Genomic DNA, 13,847 nt, shown 5'->3' with positions numbered 1-13,847 from the left:
CACCGCGCGCCATTCTGGCAGGACGGCCGTGCGGGTCAGGTGCCCGGTTGCTTGACGACCCGCAGGTAGGGCTTGACGGCCTTCCAGCCGTCGGGGAACAGCTGGCGCGCGTCCTCGTCGGACACCGAGCCCGCGATGATGACGTCGTCGCCCTGCTGCCAGTTGGCCGGCGTGGCCACCTTGAACTTCGACGTCAGCTGCATCGAGTCCAGCACGCGCAGGATCTCGTCGAAGTTGCGGCCCGTCGTCATCGGGTAGGTGAGCATCAGCTTGATCTTCTTGTCCGGCCCAACGATGAACACCGAGCGCACGGTCTGGTTGGTCGCGGCGGTGCGCCCGTCGGCGGCAGCTTCCTCGGCGGGCAGCATGTTGTAGAGCTTGGACACGGTGAGGTCGCCGTCCGCGATGATCGGGTAGTTGACCTTGGCGCCCTGCGTCTCCTCGATGTCGCCCAGCCAGCGGCCGTGGCTCTCGACCGGGTCCACCGACAGGCCGATGAGCTTGGCGCCGCGGCGGGTGAACTCGGGCTCGATGCGGGCCATGTAGCCGAGCTCGGTGGTGCAGACGGGGGTGAAGTCCTTCGGATGCGAGAAGAGGATCGCCCAGCTGTCGCCGATCCACTGGTGGAAGTCGATCCGGCCTTGCGTCGTCTCGGCGGTGAAGTTGGGGGCCGTGTCATTGATGCGCAGCATGGTCACGCTCCTGTCGGGGATGCACGAGGGGGCGTGATGATGCGGCCGCGCGGCCGCGACTGTCAAACGGCGGGGGCTTTGGGAACGGGCGGCGGCGGCAGCGTGGCGCCGCGCTTGAAGCCGAACAGCCAGGCGAGCAGCAGGGCCGGGAACTGCGCGATGGCCGCGTTGTACTGCTCGACGGCCCGGCTGAACCGTTCGGCCGTGGCGGCGCCCTGCAACGCGAGCTGTGCCCGCTGGGCCATCAAGGTCTCGGGCAGGCGCGGACCGGCCAGGTCATGGGCGTCGTCGCGCTCGGCGCGGTCCCAGGCCACCGCCAGCACAGCCTGGGCGGAGCCCAGGGCCTCGATGCGCTCGGGATCCAGCGGCCGGTGGCGGGCGGCCGCCAGGGAGGCGCGCAACTGCGACGCGGCGCCCTGCAGTCCACCCCAGAAGGAGGGTTGGGTGCCGTCGAACAGCGATTCGGGCGGCTCGTCGGCGCCCACGAGCGTGTCCACCAGCTCGACCTGCCGGCCCAGCTCGATGTCGAGCGCCGCAAACGCCGCGTTGGCGTCGCCGCGCAGGCGCACGAGGCGGTTGTAGGCGCCCACGGCCCAGAACAGGAGCACGGCAGCGGCGATCCAGGTGGCGACGGAGGAAGTCATGGGTGCAGATGGCAGAACGCCCCACCCCGGCGAACCGGGATGGGGCGTCCAGTGTAATGAACCGCTGAGGCTTACTCGGCGGCGGCGCCTTCGCTGGCCTGCGGCGCGGCTTCTTCTGCCACACCCGCGAGCTCGGCGGCCTCGGACTCGGCGATGGCGCGGCGCTCGGCCTCGTCCATCGCATCCTTGGCCTTGCGGGCCTGGTGGTACGCCATGCCGGTGCCTGCGGGGATGAGGCGGCCGACGATGACGTTCTCCTTGAGGCCGCGCAGCTCGTCACGCTTGCCCATGATCGCCGCTTCGGTCAGCACGCGGGTGGTCTCCTGGAAGGAGGCCGCGGAGATGAACGAATCGGTCGACAGCGAGGCCTTCGTGATGCCCAGCAGCAGGTTGCTGTACGTCGCGGGGATCTTGCCGTCGGCACGCAGCGCGTCGTTGGTGTCCAGCATCTCCGAACGCTCGACCTGCTCGCCGGCGATGTAGCCGGAATCGCCCGGGTTCTCGACCACGACACGGCGCAGCATCTGGCGAACGATCACCTCGATGTGCTTGTCGTTGATCTTCACGCCCTGGAGGCGGTAGACGTCCTGCACCTCGTCGACGATGTAGCGGGCCAGCTCCTCCATGCCCAGCAGGCGCAGGATGTCCTGCGGATCCGCCGGGCCGTCGACCACCGACTCGCCCTTGTTGACCACCTGGCCTTCGTGCACCAGGATGTTCTTCTCCTTGGGCACCAGCTCCTCGTGCACGCCGCCTTCCGGATCGGTGATCTGCAGGCGGATCTTGCCCTTGGTCTCCTTGCCGAACGACACGGTGCCGGTCATCTCGGCCAGCACGCCCTTGTCCTTGGGCGAACGGGCTTCGAACAGCTCGGCCACGCGCGGCAGACCGCCCGTGATGTCACGGGTCTTCTGGCCTTCGATCGGGATGCGGGCCAGCACTTCGCCGGGCGCCACGTCCTGGCCGTCGCGCACCTGGATCAGCGCGCCGACCTGGAAGCCGATCGTCACCGAGTGGTCGGTGCCGGGGATCTTCACCTCGGCGCCGCTGGCATCGATCAGCTTGACCTGCGGACGCACCACCTTGGCGGAGCCGCGGCGCTTCGGGTCGATCACGACCAGCGTCGACAGGCCGGTGACCTCGTCGACCTGCTTGGCGACCGTCAGGCCCTCTTCCACGTTCTCGAACTTCACCGTGCCGGCGAACTCCGTGATGATGGGTCGGGTCAGCGGGTCCCAGTTCGCCAGGATCGTGCCGGCCTTGACCTGCTGGTCGGCCTTCACAGTCAGCGTGGCGCCATACGGCACCTTGTGGCGCTCGCGCTCGCGGCCGTGCTCGTCGTGGATCACGACTTCGCCGGAGCGGGCGATCACCACCAGCTCGCCCTTGCCGTTGGTCACGTAGCGCATCGTGCTGTTGAAGCCGATCACGCCGTTGGACTTGGCTTCCACGCTCGAGGCGATGGCAGCGCGCGAGGCGGCGCCACCGATGTGGAACGTGCGCATCGTCAGCTGCGTGCCGGGCTCGCCGATCGACTGGGCGGCAATGACGCCGACAGCCTCGCCGACGTTGACCAGCCCGCCGCGGCCGAGGTCACGGCCGTAGCAGCGCGCGCACAGGCCGAAGCGCGTGGCGCAGGTCAGTGCGGTGCGAACCTTCACCTCGTCGACGCCGGCGCCTTCCAGCTCCTCGATCGCATCCTCGTCCAGCATGTTGCCGGCGGGCACGATGGTGGCGCGGGTCTCCGGGTGCACGACGTCCTCGGCCGCGGTGCGGCCCAGGATCCGGTCGCGCAGCGATTCGATGACCTCGCCGCCCTCGACGATGGCGCGCATCAGCGAGCCCTCGGCGGTGCCGCAGTCGTCCTCGGTGACGACCAGGTCCTGGGTCACGTCGACCAGGCGACGCGTCAGGTAGCCCGAGTTCGCGGTCTTCAGCGCCGTGTCCGCCAGGCCCTTGCGGGCGCCGTGGGTGGAGATGAAGTACTGCAGCACGTTCAGGCCTTCGCGGAAGTTGGCCGTGATCGGGGTCTCGATGATCGAGCCGTCCGGCTTGGCCATCAGGCCGCGCATGCCCGCCAACTGGCGGATCTGGGCGGCCGAGCCGCGGGCGCCGGAGTCGGCCATCATGTAGATGGAGTTGAACGACTCCTGCTCCACTTCCTTGCCGTTACGGTCGGTGGTCTTTTCCTTGCGCAGCTGGTCCATCATCACCTTGGACACGGCATCACCCGCCTTGCCCCAGATGTCGACGACCTTGTTGTAGCGCTCGCCGGCGGTGACCAGGCCCGAGACGTACTGCTGCTCGATGTCCTTCACTTCCTTCTCGGCGTCCTCGATGATGCGGTGCTTCTCCTGCGGCACGAGCATGTCGTCGATGCCGATGGAGATGCCCGCCTTGGTCGCGAGGCGGAAGCCGTTCTGCAGCAGCTTGTCGGCGAAGACCACGGTCTCCTTCAGGCCGCACTTGCGGAACGAGACGTTGATCAGCTTGCTGATCTCCTTCTTCTTCAGTGCCTTGTTGATGTTCGAGAAGGCCAGGCCCTTGGGCAGGATCTCGGACAGCAGGGCGCGGCCCACGGTGGTCTGGACCAGGCTGGTGGACGGCACGAACTCGCCCGAGGCCCGATCCTTGTTCCACTCGGTCAGGCGCACGCTGATCTTCGCGGTGAGTTCGACCTCGCCCGCGTCCAGCGCACGCAGCACCTCGCCCACGTCGGCGAAGACCATGCCCTCGCCCTTGGCGTTGATGCGCTCGCGGGTCGTGTAGTACAGGCCCAGCACGACGTCCTGCGACGGCACGATGGACGGTTCGCCGTTGGCCGGGAACAGCACGTTGTTGGAGGCCAGCATCAGGGTGCGGGCTTCCATCTGGGCTTCCACCGACAGCGGCACGTGGACGGCCATCTGGTCGCCGTCGAAGTCGGCGTTGAAGGCCGCGCAGACCAGCGGGTGCAGCTGGATCGCCTTGCCTTCGATCAGGATCGGCTCGAACGCCTGGATGCCCAGGCGGTGCAGCGTCGGGGCGCGGTTCAGCAGGACCGGGTGCTCCTTGATCACCTCTTCCAGGATGTCCCACACCACCGGCGTGCCGGATTCGACTTCCTTCTTGGCCGCCTTGATCGTGGTGGCGATGCCCATCGCCTCCAGGCGCGAGAAGATGAACGGCTTGAACAGCTCCAGCGCCATCAGCTTGGGCAGGCCGCACTGGTGCAGCTTCAGGGTCGGGCCCACGGTGATGACCGAACGGCCCGAGTAGTCGACGCGCTTGCCCAGCAGGTTCTGGCGGAAGCGGCCGCTCTTGCCCTTGATCATGTCGGCCAGGGACTTGAGCGCGCGCTTGTTGGCGCCGGTCATGGCCTTGCCGCGGCGGCCGTTGTCGAGCAGCGAGTCGACGGCTTCCTGCAGCATGCGCTTCTCGTTGCGCGCGATGATCTCCGGAGCCTTCAGCTCCAGCAGGCGGCGCAGGCGCGAGTTGCGGTTGATGACGCGGCGGTACAGGTCGTTCAGGTCGGAGGTCGCGAAGCGGCCGCCGTCCAGCGGCACCAGCGGACGCAGGTCCGGCGGCAGCACGGGCAGCACGTCCATCACCATCCACTCGGGCTTGATGCCGGACTTCTTGAACGCCTCGAGCACCTTCAGGCGCTTGGCGTTCTTCTTGACCTTCACTTCCGAGCCGGTCAGGTCGCCGCGCAGCTTCTCGATCTCGATGTCGAGGTCGATGCCTTCGAGCAGGTCCTTGATGCCCTCGGCGCCCATCTTGGCGGTGTACTCGTCACCGTACTCCTTGCGCTTGGCGTCGTAGTCGTCCTCGGACATGATGCTGAACTTCTTCAGCGGGGTCATGCCGGGGTCGGTGACGACGTAGGCCTCGAAGTACAGCACGCGCTCGATGTCGCGCAGCGTCATGTCGAGCACCAGGCCCAGGCGCGACGGCAGCGACTTCAGGAACCAGATGTGCGCGCAGGGCGCGGCCAGGTCGATGTGGCCCATGCGCTCGCGGCGCACCTTGGTCTGGGTCACTTCGACGCCGCACTTCTCGCAGATCACGCCGCGGTGCTTCAGGCGCTTGTACTTGCCGCACAGGCACTCGTAGTCCTTGATCGGGCCGAAGATCTTGGCGCAGAACAGGCCATCGCGCTCCGGCTTGAAGGTGCGGTAGTTGATCGTCTCGGGCTTCTTCACCTCACCGAAGGACCACGAGCGGATCTTCTCCGGCGAGGCCATGCCGATGCGGATGGCATCGAAATGCTCGTCCGGCGTGAATTGCTTGAACAGGTCGAGTAGCGATTTCATTGACTCAATCCTTCCTGATTACGAACGCTCGAGTTCCATGTCGAGGCCAAGCGAGCGGATCTCCTTGACCAGGACGTTGAACGACTCCGGCATGCCGGCGTCGATGGCGTGCTCGCCCTTGACGATGGACTCGTACACCTTGGTGCGGCCCTGCACGTCGTCGGACTTGACGGTCAGCATCTCCTGCAGCGTGTAGGCCGCGCCATAGGCTTCCAGCGCCCACACTTCCATCTCGCCGAAGCGCTGGCCGCCGAACTGCGCCTTGCCGCCCAGCGGCTGCTGGGTGACCAGGCTGTACGGGCCGGTGGAACGGGCGTGCATCTTGTCGTCGACCAGGTGGTGCAGCTTCAGCACGTGCATGTAGCCCACGGTCACCGGGCGCTCGAACTGGTCGCCCGTGCGGCCGTCGTACAGGTGCGCCTGGGTCCGCGTGGCGGTCAGGCCCTTGCGCTGCGCGATCTCGTCGGGGAACGCCAGCTGCAGCATGTTGCGGATCTCCTGCTCGGAGGCGCCGTCGAACACCGGGGTGGCGAACGGCACGCCCTTGGCGAGCTCGCCGGCCATCTCCAGCACGTCCTCGTCGGACAGGTTCGCCAGTTCTTCCTTGCGGCCGGACCGGTTGTACAGCTCGTCCATGAACTTGCGCAGGTCGGCCGCGCGGGCCTGCTGCTGCAGCATGTCGCCGATGCGCTGGCCGATGCCCTTGGCAGCCCAGCCCAGGTGCACTTCCAGCACCTGGCCCACGTTCATGCGCGAGGGCACGCCCAGCGGGTTGAGCACGATGTCGCACGGCGTGCCGTCGGCCATGTAGGGCATGTCCTCGACCGGAACGATCTTGGACACGACGCCCTTGTTGCCGTGGCGGCCGGCCATCTTGTCGCCGGGCTGCAGGCGGCGCTTGACGGCCAGGTAGACCTTGACCATCTTGAGCACGCCGGCGGGCAGCTCGTCACCCTGCGTCAGCTTCTTGCGCTTCTCCTCGAACGCGAGGTCGAAGTTGTGGCGCTGCTGCTCGATCGAGTTCTTGATCGACTCGAGCTGCGACGCGACATCGTCCTCGGCAGGGCGGACGTCGAACCAGTGGTACTTCTCGATCGACTGCAGGTAGGCCTTGTCGATCTTGGTGCCCTTGGCCAGCTTCTGCGGGCCGCCGTTGGCCACGCGCCCGGTCAGCAGCTTCTCGATCCGGTCGAACGCGTCGGCCTCGACGATGCGCAGCTGGTCGTTCAGGTCCAGGCGGAAGCGCTTGAGCTCGTCGTCGATGATCTGCTGGGCACGCTTGTCGCGCTGGATGCCTTCGCGGGTGAAGACCTGCACGTCGATGACGGTGCCCTGCGAGCCCTGGTCGACACGCAGCGAGGTGTCCTTCACGTCGGAAGCCTTCTCGCCGAAGATCGCGCGCAGCAGCTTCTCTTCCGGCGTCAGCGTGGTCTCGCCCTTGGGCGTGACCTTGCCCACCAGCGTGTCGCCGGGCATGACTTCGGCGCCCACGTAGATGATGCCGGACTCGTCCAGGCGGTTCAGCTGCTGCTCGGACAGGTTCGGGATGTCGCGGGTGATTTCCTCGGCGCCCAGCTTGGTGTCGCGGGCCATCACGACCAGTTCCTCGATGTGGATCGAGGTGTAGCGGTCGTCGGCGACGACCCGCTCGCTGATCAGGATCGAGTCCTCGAAGTTGTAGCCGTTCCACGGCATGAACGCGACCAGCATGTTCTGGCCGAGCGCGAGTTCGCCCAGGTCGGTCGACGCACCGTCGGCCACCACGTCGCCCTTGGCGATCTTGTCGCCGCGCTTGACGATCGGACGCTGGTGGATGTTGGTGTTCTGGTTGGAACGCTGGTACTTGATCAGGTTGTAGATGTCGACGCCGACTTCGCCGGCTTGCGCCTCGTCGTCGTTGACACGCACCACGATGCGGGTCGCATCCACGTAGTCGACCACGCCGCCGCGGTTGGCGGTGACGACGGTGCCGGAGTCGACCGCGGAGACGCGCTCGATGCCGGTGCCGACGAAGGCCTTCTCGGGACGCAGCACGGGCACGGCCTGGCGCTGCATGTTGGCGCCCATCAGCGCGCGGTTCGCGTCGTCGTGCTCCAGGAACGGCACCAGCGAGGCGGCCACGGACACGATCTGCGCCGGCGACACGTCCATGTACTGGATGCGGTCGGCCGACACGAGGATCGACTCGCCGCGCTCGCGGGCGGACACCAGCTCGCCGGTGAGGCGGCCTTCGTCATCCAGGGCCGCGTTGGCCTGGGCGATCACGTACTTGCCTTCCTCGATGGCCGACAGGTAGTCGATCTCCATCGTCACCTTGCCGTCGCGCACGCGGCGGTACGGGGTCTCGATGAAGCCGTACTCGTTCAGGCGCGCGTACAGGGCCAGCGAGTTGATCAGGCCGATGTTCGGGCCTTCCGGCGTCTCGATCGGGCACACCCGGCCGTAGTGCGTGACGTGCACGTCACGCACTTCGAAACCGGCGCGCTCGCGCGTCAGGCCGCCCGGACCGAGGGCCGAGACGCGGCGCTTGTGCGTGATCTCGGACAGCGGGTTGGTCTGGTCCATGAACTGCGAGAGCTGCGACGCACCGAAGAACTCCTTGAGGGCCGCGGAGATGGGCTTGGAGTTGATCAGGTCGTGCGGCATCAGGGGCTCCTGCTCGGCCTGACCGAGGCGCTCCTTGACGGCCTTCTCGATGCGGGCCAGGCCGGTGCGGTACTGGTTCTCGGCCAGTTCGCCGACGCAGCGCACGCGGCGGTTGCCCAGGTGGTCGATGTCGTCGACTTCGCCGCGGCCGTTGCGCAGGTCCACCAGGATCTTGACCACGGCGAGGATGTCCTCGTTGGTCAGGACCATCGGGCCGGTGCTCTCGTCGCGGCCGACCTTGGCGTTGAACTTCATGCGGCCCACGCGCGACAGGTCGTAGGTGTCCGGGTTGTAGAACAGGCGCTGGAACAGGGCCTGTACCGCGTCCTCGGTCGGCGGCTCGCCGGGGCGCATCATGCGGTAGATGGCCACACGCGCGGCGAACTCGTCGACGGTCTCGTCGATGCGCAGGGTCTGGCTGATGTACGGGCCCTGGTCGAGCTCGTTGGTGTAGATGACCTGCAGGTCCTGCACGCCCGCGGCGCGCAGCTTCTTCAGCAGGGCTTCGGTCAGCTCGTCGTTGGCCTTGGCGATGATCTCGCCGGTGTCCTGGTCGACGATGCTGCGCGCGACCACTCGCCCGATCAGGTAGTCCTCGGGGACGCTGATGTGGGTGGTGCCGCTCTGCTCGAGCTCACGGGTGTGGCGTGCGGTGACGCGCTTGTCCTTGGCCACCACGACCTTGCCGGACTTGTCGGTGATGTCGAAGCGGGCCACCTCGCCGCGCAGGCGTTCGGGCACGAACTCCATCTGTGCGCCGCTGTCCATCAGACGGAAGTTGTCGTTGACGAAGAAGTTCGCCAGGATCGACTCGGGCGTCAGGCCGATGGCCTTGAGCAGGATCGTGACCGGCATCTTGCGGCGACGGTCGACGCGGAAGTACAGCACGTCCTTCGGATCGAACTCGAAGTCGAGCCAGGAGCCGCGGTACGGGATGATGCGGGCGCTGAACAGCAGCTTGCCCGAGCTGTGGGTCTTGCCCTTGTCGTGCTCGAAGAACACGCCCGGGGAGCGGTGCAGCTGCGACACGATCACGCGCTCGGTGCCGTTGATGATGAAGGAGCCCTTGTCGGTCATCAGGGGCACCTCGCCCATGTAGACCTCCTGCTCCTTCACTTCCTTGACCACCTTGGACTGCGGCGTGGAGGACTCGCGGTCGTAGATGATCAGCTGGACCTTGGCCCGCACGGCCGAGGCGAAGGTCAGACCACGGGTCTGGCACTCGCGCACGTCGAAGGCCGGCTTGGCCAGGTTGTATTCGATGAACTTCATCTCGACAAAACCGTTGTGCGAGACGATCGGGAAGGCGGCATCGAAGGCAGCCTGGAGACCTTCGACGGTGCGTTTCTGGGGTGCGCGGTCCGCCTGCAGGAAGGCGGTGTACGCGTCCTTCTGCATCTGCAGCAGGTACGGTACTTCGAGCACGCTGTCGCGTTTGCCGAAGCTTTTGCGGATGCGCTTGCGTTCGGTATAAGAGTAGGCCATGAGATCTCCGGGCTATTGAGCTCTTGCGCAACTGACGCGCCTTGCCCTCGGCGGGGCTCGGCGTTGCTTGGCGGGTTGGCCACTACCAACCATGGCGGACGGCCGTGCATTGCACACGGCCCGAACCAAGGTATCTCCTGCAGTCGGGGTCAGAAGACACTCGAAAAAACTGGTGAACCCTCGATTGGGCCAGTTTTTTCGGGTGCGTTCAGTCCACACCTTTAGAAGCACCAAAGGCTGGAGGCCCTTTCGGGCAGCTCCAGCCTCGGTGCGGAGGGCGAATTACTTGAGTTCGACCTTGGCGCCGGCTTCTTCCAGCTTCTTCTTGGCAGCGTCGGCGTCGGCCTTGGCGATGCCTTCCTTGACGGGCTTCGGCGCGCCGTCCACCAGGTCCTTGGCTTCCTTGAGGCCCAGGCCGGTGATCTCGCGCACGGCCTTGATGACCGACACCTTGTTCGCGCCGGCTTCCTGCAGCACGACGGTGAATTCGGTCTTCTCTTCGGCGGCCGGAGCGGCGCCGCCACCGCCACCGCCGGCGGCCGGGGCGGCCATCGCAGCGGCGGACACGCCGAACTTCTCTTCGATCGCCTTGACCAGGTCGTTGAGTTCCATGACCGTCATGCTGTCCAGCGCGGTCAGGAATGCGTCTTTGTCGAATGCCATTTTGTGTTTCCTAAGGTTGGGATGAAAGGCCGGCGCTCAAGCAGCGGCGGCTTCGGTCGGTTCGCCTTTTTTGGCCGCCAGGGCACCCAGCACCACCGCGGTGCGGGAGATCGGCGACTTCAGCAGCCCACACAGCTGGGCCAGCAACACTTCCTTGCTCGGAATGTTGGCCAGCTGCTTCACGCCGTTGACGTCCAGGGCCTTGCCCGCGAACGCGCCACCGCGAATGACCAGCTTGTCGTTGGTCTTCGCGAAGTCGGCCACCACCTTGGCGGCGGCCACAGCGTCCACGGAGAAGCCGTAGATCAGCGGACCGGTCATCTGGTCGCCCACGACCTCGAACTGGCTGCCGGCCACAGCACGGCGGGCCAGCGTGTTCTTCAGAACACTCAGGCTCACACCCTTGCTGCGCGCCTCGTTGCGCAGTTTCGTCATGTCGGCGACCGTGATGCCGCGGTATTCCGCCATCACCAGCGTTTGAGCTTTAGCGGCGAGGCCGGTCACTTCTTCAATGACCGCTTGCTTCTCACTGCGATTCAGACTCAAGGTCTACTCCTTCCAATGTGCCGTCGGGTTTTCACCTTCCGGCACGCCTACGTTGCAGCGACCAAACCTCGAGGAAACATCACGATTCCATCTCGGCGGGATCGCCATCTGCGCTGGCCAGGACGGCAGCGGCTGCCGTCGTCCTTCGATTAAGCGCATTGCTGCGCGCCAGCGGTCTTGGATGGCCTGCCGGCCTGCTCTGCAGCACTTCCGGCAGCCCACCACACCAGCCCGCCTTGCGGCGAGCCGGAATTCACGATGCCGATGCCGTCAGGCTCTGGATGTCCACGCGGACACCCACGCCCATGGTCGACGAGACCGCCACCTTCCGCAGGTAGACGCCCTTGCTCGACGCCGGCTTGGCCTTGTTCAGCGCGTCGATCAGCGCCGCCAGGTTGCCCTGCAGCTTGTCGGCGTCGAACGAGCGGCGGCCGATGGTGCCGTGCACGATGCCGGCCTTGTCGACGCGGAACTGCACCTGGCCGGCCTTGGCGTTCTTCACCGCGGTGGCCACGTCGGGCGTGACGGTGCCGACCTTCGGGTTCGGCATCAGGCCGCGCGGGCCCAGGATCTGGCCCAGCGTGCCGACCACGCGCATGGCGTCGGGCGCAGCGATCACCACGTCGAACGGCATGTCGCCGGCCTTCACGCGCGCAGCCAGGTCGTCCATGCCGACCACGTCGGCGCCAGCGGCCTTGGCTTCCTCGGCCTTGGCACCCTGGGCGAACACGGCGACGCGCTTGGTCTTGCCGGTGCCGTTGGGCATCACGACCGCGCCGCGCACGACCTGGTCGGACTTCTTGGCGTCGATGCCCAGCTGAACGGCCACGTCGATCGATTCATCGAACTTGGCGGTGGCGGCTTCCTTGACGATCGAGATCGCCTCGGTCAGGGGGTACAGCTTGTTGCTGTCGACCTTGCCCTCAAGGGCTTTCTGCTTCTTGGTGAGCTTGGCCATTTACACGCCCTCCACGGTGACGCCCATCGAACGGGCCGAGCCCGCCAGGGTCTTGACGGCCGCATCGATGCTGGCCGCGTTCATGTCCTTCAGCTTGGTCTTGGCGATCTCCTCGAGCTGGGCTCGGGTGATCTTGCCGACCTTGTCGCTGTGCGGCTTGGACGAACCCTTGTCGAGCTTGATCGCCTTCTTGATCAAGGTGGTCGCCGGCGGCGTCTTGATGATGAAGGTGAAGCTCTTGTCCGCGTAGGCGGTGATCACCACCGGTAGCGGCAGGCCCGGCTCGACACCCTGGGTCTGCGCGTTGAACGCCTTGCAGAACTCCATGATGTTCAGGCCGCGCTGGCCCAGCGCGGGGCCGATCGGGGGCGACGGATTGGCCTTGCCAGCCGGCACTTGCAGCTTGACAAAACCGACGATTTTCTTCGCCATGGTTCTAGACTCCTTGCGGGTGATAACGCCTCGGCCATGCGGCCTTGGCTCCCCGGGGTTGGCAGCTCTGGAGAGTCACTTGCGCGCCGAGCCGGTGAGCGCGAAAGCCGTGCCGGCCGGAGCCGGGAAGGGGATCAGGTCTTCTCGACCTGGCTGAATTCGAGCTCGACCGGCGTCGCGCGACCGAAGATGGTGACGGACACCCGGACCTTGCTCTTCTCGTAGTTGACTTCCTCGACCGTGCCGTTGAAGTCGGTGAACGGGCCTTCCTTGACGCGCACGTACTCGCCCACCACGAATTCGACCTTGTGGCGCGGCTTCTCCACGCCCTCTTCCATCTGGCCGAGGATCTTGGCGACTTCGTCTTCCGAGATCGGAGCGGGGCGGTTCTTGGCGCCGCCGACGAAACCGGTCACCTTGTTGGTGTGCTTGACCAGGTGCCAGGTGTCGTCGTTCATGATCATCTGGACCAGCACGTAGCCCGGATAGAAGCGACGCTCGGACGTGCGCTTCTGGCCGTTCTTGATCTCGACGACCTCCTCGGTGGGCACCAGGATCTCGCCGAACATGTCCTGCATGCCGGCGCGGTTGATGCGCTCGCGGATGTTGCGCTCCACGGCCTTCTCCATGCCCGAGTAGGCATGCACCACGTACCAGCGCAGGTCCGGGTTGACCGGCTTGGCGGGCGTGGCCTGCTCGGGCGAGCCGGTCTGCGAGGTTTCGGTTTCGCTCATTTAGTGCTTCCAGCCCAGGATCAGGTCGTAGAAGACCCACTCGAGGGTCTTGTCGGTCAGGAACAGGAAGATGGCCATGACGACCACGAACGCGAACACGTAGGCCGTCATCTGGATGGCCTCCTTGCGCGTGGGCCAGACGACCTTCTTGACTTCCTTCCAGGCGTCGCGACCGAAGGCCGCAAGCTCCTTGCCGGACTCGGAGGTCATGAACACCACGAACGCCGCCGCCAATCCGAGGATCAACGCGCCCCACTGGGCCACCGGCCCCTGGCGGCCGAGCAGGTAGAAGCCCACGATGGCCGCGATCACCAGGGCGATCGCGCCACCGAGCTTGGCCTTGTCGGCGCCGGTGCTGACGGTTTCAACTTGCGAAGTGGCCATGAAGGCGTGTTCCTGCTTGCTTGCTGCCTGTCTCTACAAGACAGTGAAGCCCGTCACTGGGACGGGCTTGGTTTTCACGGGCGCCACTCAGGTGGCAGGGGCAGTAGGAATCGAACCTACAACCTTCGGTTTTGGAGACCGACGCTCTGCCAATTGAGCTATACCCCTCCGAGGCCCCGCGGCCTTATTCCATGATCTTGGCGACGACGCCCGAGCCGACGGTCTTGCCGCCTTCGCGGATGGCGAAGCGCAGGCCTTCTTCCATGGCGATCGGGGCGATCAGCTTGACGGTGATCGACACGTTGTCGCCGGGCATGACCATTTCCTTGTCCTTGGGCAGCTCGATCGCGCCGGTCACGTCCGTGGTG

Annotated in this window: 10 protein-coding genes, 1 tRNA gene and 1 pseudogene; all 12 read right to left on the bottom strand. The window is 66.1% G+C overall.

Annotation, left to right across the window (positions count from 1 at the left end):
- Positions 1-35 precede the first annotated feature (35 nt).
- Positions 36-692: a peroxiredoxin gene (locus VFE82_RS14525; protein WP_325001034.1), complete on the bottom strand. Its 657-nt coding sequence runs from the start codon at positions 690-692 to the stop codon at positions 36-38.
- A 62-nt stretch (positions 693-754) separates the two neighbouring features.
- Positions 755-1,336 carry a LemA family protein gene (locus tag VFE82_RS14520; protein WP_325001033.1) on the bottom strand — a complete coding sequence of 194 codons (582 nt, stop codon included), beginning with the start codon at positions 1,334-1,336 and terminating at the stop codon, positions 755-757.
- Between the two features lie 71 nt (positions 1,337-1,407).
- On the bottom strand, positions 1,408-5,631 hold the full coding sequence (gene rpoC / locus VFE82_RS14515) for a DNA-directed RNA polymerase subunit beta' (RefSeq protein ID WP_325001032.1): 4,224 nt from the start codon (positions 5,629-5,631) through the stop codon (positions 1,408-1,410).
- A gap of 18 nt (positions 5,632-5,649) precedes the next feature.
- Positions 5,650-9,762 (bottom strand): DNA-directed RNA polymerase subunit beta, encoded by a 4,113-nt coding sequence (rpoB, locus tag VFE82_RS14510; protein WP_325001031.1) that lies wholly within the window; start codon positions 9,760-9,762, stop codon positions 5,650-5,652.
- 282 nt (positions 9,763-10,044) lie between these two features.
- Complete coding sequence (gene rplL, locus VFE82_RS14505) at positions 10,045-10,425, bottom strand: 50S ribosomal protein L7/L12 (RefSeq protein ID WP_325001030.1); 381 nt, start codon at positions 10,423-10,425, stop codon at positions 10,045-10,047.
- Between the two features lie 36 nt (positions 10,426-10,461).
- Complete coding sequence (gene rplJ, locus VFE82_RS14500; RefSeq protein ID WP_325001029.1) at positions 10,462-10,971, bottom strand: 50S ribosomal protein L10; 510 nt, start codon at positions 10,969-10,971, stop codon at positions 10,462-10,464.
- Between the two features lie 253 nt (positions 10,972-11,224).
- Positions 11,225-11,929, bottom strand: a complete 705-nt coding sequence (rplA, locus tag VFE82_RS14495; RefSeq protein ID WP_325001028.1) for a 50S ribosomal protein L1 — start codon at positions 11,927-11,929, stop codon at positions 11,225-11,227.
- On the bottom strand, positions 11,930-12,361 hold the full coding sequence (rplK, locus tag VFE82_RS14490; RefSeq protein WP_135262682.1) for a 50S ribosomal protein L11: 432 nt from the start codon (positions 12,359-12,361) through the stop codon (positions 11,930-11,932).
- A gap of 134 nt (positions 12,362-12,495) precedes the next feature.
- Positions 12,496-13,095 carry a transcription termination/antitermination protein NusG gene (gene nusG / locus VFE82_RS14485; RefSeq protein WP_325001027.1) on the bottom strand — a complete coding sequence of 200 codons (600 nt, stop codon included), beginning with the start codon at positions 13,093-13,095 and terminating at the stop codon, positions 12,496-12,498.
- Positions 13,096-13,479, bottom strand: a complete 384-nt coding sequence (gene secE / locus VFE82_RS14480; protein WP_325001026.1) for a preprotein translocase subunit SecE — start codon at positions 13,477-13,479, stop codon at positions 13,096-13,098.
- Positions 13,480-13,571: 92 nt separating this feature from the next.
- Positions 13,572-13,647, bottom strand: a tRNA-Trp gene (locus VFE82_RS14475).
- Between the two features lie 16 nt (positions 13,648-13,663).
- A pseudogene (gene tuf, locus VFE82_RS14470) lies at positions 13,664-13,847 on the bottom strand (elongation factor Tu); the annotation flags it as partial.

This window comes from Ramlibacter sp. (assembly GCF_035655895.1).
Classification (GTDB): domain Bacteria; phylum Pseudomonadota; class Gammaproteobacteria; order Burkholderiales; family Burkholderiaceae_C; genus Ramlibacter.
This window is presented reverse-complemented; position numbering and strand designations above follow the sequence as displayed.

Excerpts from the sequence above, each read along its gene's own strand:
- VFE82_RS14525 (WP_325001034.1), bottom strand. The coding sequence starts at position 692 with ATGCTGCGCATCAATGACACGGCCCCCAACTTCACCGCCGAGACGACG.
- VFE82_RS14520 (WP_325001033.1), bottom strand. The coding sequence starts at position 1,336 with ATGACTTCCTCCGTCGCCACCTGGATCGCCGCTGCCGTGCTCCTGTTC.
- rpoC (WP_325001032.1), bottom strand. The coding sequence starts at position 5,631 with ATGAAATCGCTACTCGACCTGTTCAAGCAATTCACGCCGGACGAGCAT.
- rpoB (WP_325001031.1), bottom strand. The coding sequence starts at position 9,762 with ATGGCCTACTCTTATACCGAACGCAAGCGCATCCGCAAAAGCTTCGGC.
- rplL (WP_325001030.1), bottom strand. The coding sequence starts at position 10,425 with ATGGCATTCGACAAAGACGCATTCCTGACCGCGCTGGACAGCATGACG.
- rplA (WP_325001028.1), bottom strand. The coding sequence starts at position 11,929 with ATGGCCAAGCTCACCAAGAAGCAGAAAGCCCTTGAGGGCAAGGTCGAC.
- rplK (WP_135262682.1), bottom strand. The coding sequence starts at position 12,361 with ATGGCGAAGAAAATCGTCGGTTTTGTCAAGCTGCAAGTGCCGGCTGGC.
- nusG (WP_325001027.1), bottom strand. The coding sequence starts at position 13,095 with ATGAGCGAAACCGAAACCTCGCAGACCGGCTCGCCCGAGCAGGCCACG.
- secE (WP_325001026.1), bottom strand. The coding sequence starts at position 13,479 with ATGGCCACTTCGCAAGTTGAAACCGTCAGCACCGGCGCCGACAAGGCC.